Here is a 447-nt window from a genome sequence, read left to right on the forward strand (position 1 = left end):
TTGAGAGAACTCCGATTGAAGGAGGAAAAAGAGAAAGAAGTAAGACAGAAATTGTTCAAGAATTAATCACTGAGTTTTCGTTAGATATTCTTCTAAAGGCCATTAAACTCGCTCGTTCGACCTACTATTATCATTTGAGACAGCTAGACAAACCAGATAAGGATCAAGGGCTTAAAGCTGAAATCCAATCTATTTTTACCGAACACAAGGGAAATTATGGTTATCGTCGGATACATTTAGAATTAAGAAATCGTGGCTTTTTTGTCAATCATAAGAGGGTTCAGCGGTTGATGAACGTACTAAATTCACAAGCCAGAATCCGGCAGAAACGCAAGTATTCTTCTCACAAAGGAGATATTGGTAAGAAAGCTGACAACCTTATTCAACGTCAATTTGAAGCAACCAAACCAATGCAAAAGTGCTACACAGATGTGACAGAGTTTGCCA

1 protein-coding gene is annotated in these 447 nt (G+C 37.8%); it reads left to right on the plus strand.

All coding sequences use genetic code 11. The annotated features are described in order from the left end of the window. Window positions 1–447 (plus strand): IS3 family transposase (locus BTU61_RS01625; protein WP_200772073.1); only part of this gene is annotated, 447 nt, incomplete at both ends.

Source organism: Streptococcus lactarius (assembly GCF_016642265.1).
GTDB classification, from domain to species: Bacteria; Bacillota; Bacilli; order Lactobacillales; family Streptococcaceae; genus Streptococcus; species Streptococcus lactarius.